Origin of the sequence: Herminiimonas sp. NPDC097707 (genome assembly GCF_044761395.1) — a bacterium.
In the GTDB taxonomy this organism is placed as follows: domain Bacteria; phylum Pseudomonadota; class Gammaproteobacteria; order Burkholderiales; family Burkholderiaceae_D; genus Oxalicibacterium.
Genome location: NZ_JBIWCI010000006.1, coordinates 1 through 4792, shown reverse-complemented (window position 1 = coordinate 4792; position 4792 = coordinate 1). Strand labels below are relative to the sequence as shown.

Here is a 4792-nt window from a genome sequence, read left to right as displayed (position 1 = left end):
GCTACTGTTACTATTCATGAAAGCTCAACTCCCTTCTTTAAAATTAGATTTCTAAATATCAAAGATTTTTATTCGAACACCATCAATTCTCCCCTTGTTTTAGGGTGGAGGCTGGCAAGGGGGTTTGGGGGAAGCCCCCATATTGCGTAGATCCATAAGGCAAAAGAGAAAATTTATGAACGGAAGCTCTGGCGGTTTTGGCGGTATAATGGCTCGAGCAAGCCGATTTCCTGAATTCCTCGTTTTAGGTACGTCGGCTTGGCGAAAGTACAGCACCGCCAAAATTTCGGAATGCAAGGAGAAAAGGGTGGAGATTTTTCGGTGGTCTGTCCGAAAAATACTACCCGAACCTTGCGTGGAGAAAAGCCCTTTAGGAGATATAGAAGGGAACACAGAAAAAATGTTGATATATCAATGTTTTAGTTAAGGTAATGTGTCATAGCTTGTGACACGTATATGTGTCATAGCTTGTGACACATAGTTGAATTAAGATGTGTCATTTTTTGCTTGACTATAGTTCATTTTTGACCTATGATGTGTCATAAATTATACATATAGGTATCACAGCTGATGATACATAACAAGGGAGAGAAGGATTCTATGCCAGCAGAGGTGCGTAAATTGGACGAGCAGAGAAAAATTAATGTTGAGTTAACCCCTGAACAACTTCAAATGCTTCAAAGACTTATTGATCTTGAACAGCAAGAAAACAAAGACAAAGAGCAATTTGAAGAGAAAAAGAAAAATCATAATTTCATCCAGCTTTATCGTGACAACATGCCAGAATTAAGATGGTTAATGGCAAATCATAACTTCGCAAGTTCTTTATTATTTTTTATCTTGGAACACATGGATAACAGAAATGCTTTAGCTTGTTCTTATGCAGTTTTTGAAGATTATTTTGGCAAATCAAGGTCAACAGTTTACAGAGCAGTAAAGCTTTTAGAGGAGAATGGATTTTTAAATGTTTTAAAAATGGGAACATCAAACGTCTATGTAGTGAACGAAGACCTTGCTTGGACAGATGGCAATGACAAAAAGAAATTTGCTAAATACGATGGTAAAATCCTTGTCAGCAAAAAGGAAAACAAGGACTTTGAATACAAAAGCCAATTTGATAAATTTAAAGCCCTTAGAGAACGTGAAAACTTAAAATAAAGCGAGTAGATAACTACTCGCCTTTCTTTATTTCAAGAGCATATTTGCCCTCATTTGAATCTTGGTCAACACTTGTAAAAACACCAATATCTTTTATTGGAATAAGAGTTCCAGAACCTAAATGAGGTCTCTTTCTATCCCTCATAAAAAGCATTAATTCTCCCTCTTGGTCTAGTTTCTCCAACTTCTCAACCAATTGTTTCACCTTCATCAGCGTTCCATCTCCATCCCTTTTTGCCTTTGTGGCTTCTCCATTTTTTCTAAAGAGTCCTGGACTAATTTATCTTGCCTATCATCCAGGAACTTGATTGTACTTCGGTCTACATCATTCATCCTCAAGAACGTTTTTACTCGGTCAAGTTGAGCGTGTAAAACTTTGCCCACCCTCTCTTTAAAAACAGAAAACTCCTTGCTGATCTGCACGAGTTTTCCCTTCAATTTTCCGTTCTCTAATTTCAATTCCCGATTCTCATTTTGGTAAGACCGGTTCTCAATTTTTAGAGTGTCCACCTGTTGTTTTAACTCCTTTTTCTCCTTCAACTGGTCATTATATTTATTAACGAGTCCATTGTACTTTTCTATCAAGTCTCCATAGTTCTTTACAATGTCTGTTTGCTTCACTTTTTGCAGTGCTTTTTTCTCTGCTAAGGAGTCTAAATTCTCTTCAATATCTTTGTAGTAATAGCGAATTTTATCTTGTCCAATTTGCATATCAGCTTTCAGCTGCGTAACTTCTTTTTGAGTCTTTTCCAACTCTTTCTGCAGATTCTCTGCTTGTAGCTGATAAGCCACACCATTGGTCGCATAATCGACTAGGCTTTTGTAGTCTTGTTCCTTCATTCCAACAAGCCCTAGAACCTTTTTAGCTTCGATATTCGCAATCGATTTCGATTTATCATCAATCTCTTGAATATGCCCCATTGTCCGCTCATATTTCTCTTGGGCTTCCTTCTCCATGCTTTGAAACGTTTGAGCCTTATATTTAGCCGTCTCCACGTGTTTACGGCTCGACGAGACCCCTCTTTCCAAATTAAAGTCATTTTGCTTCAGGTACTGATTAAAATCGTCCTGAAGACTCACCAGTTGCTTTTTCTGGCCAAAGAAATCTTTAGCCGATAGTCGGCCATCCTCCGTTACTGGAACGAAGCCTACGTGCATGTGAGGGGTTTTCTCGTCATAGTGAACAGTCGCATAGATTAAATTCTTTTCACCGTATCGATCAGCAAGGAACTCATGAGCCGTTTCAAAATACCTTTTCTGCTCTTTGGGTGAAATTTTATCGAAGAATTCCTTGTCAGAGGTAATTAAGAATTCAGCCAGCTTAACTGCATCTTTACGGATCTTTTTTCCAGAGGTCACATTGTCCTCAATTACTTGGCTAATTTTCTCGTTGTAATCAATCTGCCTTTGACCGTTTATCAAGTCATAATTCAGATGAGAATCAGCTTTATTGATGTCGGGATTCGTTTCACTTTCCCTCTCTCTTTGGTTGTGAAATTGAATCCCTTTTATCCCATTTGATTTCATTTTCTGCATTCGGATAATGGAGTAACTCATGGGGTACGCACCCTTTCTGAAAATCGATAGATTAATAGAAAGTGTAACACACTACACTTTGCACGCAAAGTTTCATGTGGTCTGCGACGCTAAAAGCCAAACCTTGGGCTTTGCCCAAACCCACTGGGGAACTCTTCCCCAGACCCCCTTAATCGAACTCCCCAACCCCTCAATCCTTGAGGGGCTCCCTCGCCGGTAGGCAGCTCAAAAGGTGTTGCCTTTTGAGACACCAAGAGGGTCTTGGTGAAGTGAGTCTATCAACTCCTTATCCTCCCTTCGGTCCGGTACCGTTGACAGACGCCATACGGGCCTCTCTCGCCTTTGTAAGAGGTTGCCCCTAGTAAAAACCCTTAAAAAGCAAAAAAGACGCTTCTAGGGGTAGCGTCAGGGAAATGCGGATTTACAACGGTAAGCATTTGATACAAGTCTTATGAGACAGTCAGAAGTCATTTAAAACGCTAATTTCATTATGTCTCAATAAACTCTACTCTATTGGAATTGTGAAGTGATACACTTAAACTAACGTACGCAGGTTTGTTGAATAAGGACTTCAAAAAATACCCTTAATTAAGCTAAAAAGTCCTTCTCTTTATTAAGAAGGACTTTTTTATGTGTTATTCCATTGTCTCATTCATTGTAATAGTTTCGCTTGCTTCATGACCAGATTCTCCATGTCCTGGTCCAAACAAATTCAATATTACAACTCCTACAAGAATCAGTGTTATTCCTGCAATGCTAGCCATGTTAAGTTTTTCCTTCCAAACTAAAACTGAAATTACTGTAGTCAAAACAAGTCCTAAACCTGCCCATAATGCATATGCAGTGTTTAAGGGGATTGTTTTTAGCGACAAGGATAAAAAGAAAAAACAACCAACGAAAGCTATTATTACCCCTATTGTAGGATAGAGTTTTGAAAAGCCTTCAGATGCTTTTAATAGGGAAGAGCCAATAATCTCCCCCACTATTGCAAGTGCTAAATATAGATATGACATTATTCGTCCTCCTGAATCATGTTTATTAGTTCATCAAAAACTTGTGTTTTTAGTTCTTCATTTAATGGTGCCATTCCAAATATTTCTGAAAACCAAAGACCATCTATGGATAATCTTGTAATTGTTATTTTGACAGGATCAATTCCATCAGTTATTAACTTTGTATGCAAAATATCGTATCTCTGCCGGAATTCATCTAATAAATCTGGATTAATAAACATAGCAGCCATTAGTGCGGAATTTAGATTATTGTTTTCTAAATCGGAAAATGTAGATTTAAGATAAGCCCTATTCCATTTTCCTATTGCGTTATCATCGTCGTTATTAACTAACGTATTAATGCATTCGAAATAATTATTTGTCCAATCTTCCACCATTCCTTTAATTAATGCTTCCTTGCTAGGAAAATGGTATAATAATCCACCTTTACTCACGCCAGCTCTTTGGGCGACTGCCTCTAATGTGAGTTTGACAACTCCTTCTTCTTTTACAATTTCAGATGCAGCAATCAATATATTTTTTTTCTTATTAGCATGCTTTGAAATAGACATAATAACCTCCATAACTTAGATACATATAATATACCTTCTGGACGGTTTTTTTGTCAATCGAATTAAAGCTCTTATTTAATATCACTCTTTCACATAAAAATAATCCAATAAATTAATCTAAAGATTGTGAAGAAATGTACTTAAAGTAAAGGGAGCTTTAGTTCAACAGTCGATTTCTTAAAATCGGCTTTATTTATGGGTGAAAATTACATTACCGTTGTAAATCCGCATTTTCAGGACTCTACCCCTTCTAGAGCGCCTCTCATTGTTTTAGCGATTAATTATTATTCCCCTTATTATTTTTTTGAAAATGTTCTTTGTAATATAAATAATCAACTTTATGTTTTGTGGACATTAATTGAGTCGCTAATATTGCGGTGTAAATTGTCGTCAATCCTAGTGCTACTACGGCTAATAAATTTAAATTACTTTTATTAATGCTACTGTTACTATTCATGAAAGCTCAACTCCCTTCTTTAAAATTAGATTTCTAAATATCAAAGATTTTTATTCGAACACCATCAATTCTCCCCT

Annotated in this window: 5 protein-coding genes; 1 reads left to right on the top strand and 4 read right to left on the bottom strand. The window is 37.0% G+C overall.

Going from position 1 to position 4792, the window contains the following annotated elements; all coding sequences use genetic code 11:
* The first annotated feature begins 600 nt into the window (after window positions 1-600).
* Window positions 601-1158 (top strand): replication/maintenance protein RepL, encoded by a 558-nt coding sequence (locus ACIQW9_RS14845; protein ID WP_048558832.1) that lies wholly within the window; start codon window positions 601-603, stop codon window positions 1156-1158.
* Between the two features lie 13 nt (window positions 1159-1171).
* Here the strand turns inward: ACIQW9_RS14845 and ACIQW9_RS14840 are convergent, their stop codons facing one another.
* From ACIQW9_RS14840 to ACIQW9_RS14825, 4 genes are all read right to left on the bottom strand, one after another.
* Window positions 1172-1369: a hypothetical protein gene (locus ACIQW9_RS14840; protein WP_048558833.1), complete on the bottom strand. Its 198-nt coding sequence runs from the start codon at window positions 1367-1369 to the stop codon at window positions 1172-1174.
* Window positions 1369-2715 carry a MobV family relaxase gene (mobV, locus tag ACIQW9_RS14835; protein ID WP_053082646.1) on the bottom strand — a complete coding sequence of 449 codons (1347 nt, stop codon included), beginning with the start codon at window positions 2713-2715 and terminating at the stop codon, window positions 1369-1371. Before mobV ends, ACIQW9_RS14840 begins: the two co-directional genes overlap by 1 nt.
* Before the next feature lie 614 nt (window positions 2716-3329).
* Window positions 3330-3707 (bottom strand): quaternary ammonium compound efflux SMR transporter QacH, encoded by a 378-nt coding sequence (qacH, locus tag ACIQW9_RS14830; RefSeq protein ID WP_000121134.1) that lies wholly within the window; start codon window positions 3705-3707, stop codon window positions 3330-3332.
* On the bottom strand, window positions 3707-4258 hold the full coding sequence (locus tag ACIQW9_RS14825) for a TetR/AcrR family transcriptional regulator (RefSeq protein WP_000028029.1): 552 nt from the start codon (window positions 4256-4258) through the stop codon (window positions 3707-3709). The genes qacH and ACIQW9_RS14825 overlap by 1 nt, the downstream gene beginning before the upstream one ends.
* Window positions 4259-4792: the final 534 nt, after the last annotated feature.

What these genes read in the sequence shown, in the direction of transcription:
- ACIQW9_RS14825 (WP_000028029.1), bottom strand. Translation starts at nt 4,258, where the DNA reads ATGTCTATTTCAAAGCATGCTAATAAGAAAAAAAATATATTGATTGCT.
- mobV (WP_053082646.1), bottom strand. Translation starts at nt 2,715, where the DNA reads ATGAGTTACTCCATTATCCGAATGCAGAAAATGAAATCAAATGGGATA.
- ACIQW9_RS14845 (WP_048558832.1), top strand. Translation starts at nt 601, where the DNA reads ATGCCAGCAGAGGTGCGTAAATTGGACGAGCAGAGAAAAATTAATGTT.
- ACIQW9_RS14840 (WP_048558833.1), bottom strand. Translation starts at nt 1,369, where the DNA reads ATGAAGGTGAAACAATTGGTTGAGAAGTTGGAGAAACTAGACCAAGAG.
- qacH (WP_000121134.1), bottom strand. Translation starts at nt 3,707, where the DNA reads ATGTCATATCTATATTTAGCACTTGCAATAGTGGGGGAGATTATTGGC.